This window comes from Pseudomonas sp. FA-1, assembly GCF_056856075.1.
The window spans coordinates 1-342 of the sequence record NZ_JBWXTH010000045.1; the positions used below are offsets into that span (position 1 = coordinate 1).

Annotated in this window: 3 tRNA genes; all 3 read left to right on the plus strand. The window is 58.5% G+C overall.

The annotated features are described in order from the left end of the window. The 3 genes from AC1MHZ_RS23420 to AC1MHZ_RS23430 all read left to right on the plus strand — a co-directional run bounded on the left by AC1MHZ_RS23420 (position 1) and on the right by AC1MHZ_RS23430 (position 339). Positions 1 to 76: transfer RNA gene (locus AC1MHZ_RS23420), tRNA-Ala, on the plus strand. Between the two features lie 42 nt (positions 77 to 118). Continuing rightward, a tRNA-Glu gene (locus AC1MHZ_RS23425) sits at positions 119 to 194 on the plus strand. Between the two features lie 69 nt (positions 195 to 263). Further along, a tRNA-Ala gene (locus AC1MHZ_RS23430) sits at positions 264 to 339 on the plus strand. The last annotated feature ends 3 nt before the right edge of the window (positions 340 to 342 follow it).

The window sequence follows — 342 nt, forward strand, 5'->3', positions numbered from 1 at the left end:
GGGGCTATAGCTCAGCTGGGAGAGCGCCTGCATGGCATGCAGGAGGTCAGCGGTTCGATCCCGCTTAGCTCCACCAATTTTGCCAGGTCCGCGTAAGCGGGTCGGTACGAAGGTTGTTGTCCCCTTCGTCTAGTGGCCTAGGACACCGCCCTTTCACGGCGGTAACAGGGGTTCGAGTCCCCTAGGGGACGCCACTTTTACCCGCGTTTTGCGGGAGTTGAAAGGCTCATTCGCATATTGGATGGGCCTTTTGTTTTCACCTTGGGGCTATAGCTCAGCTGGGAGAGCGCCTGCATGGCATGCAGGAGGTCAGCGGTTCGATCCCGCTTAGCTCCACCAATT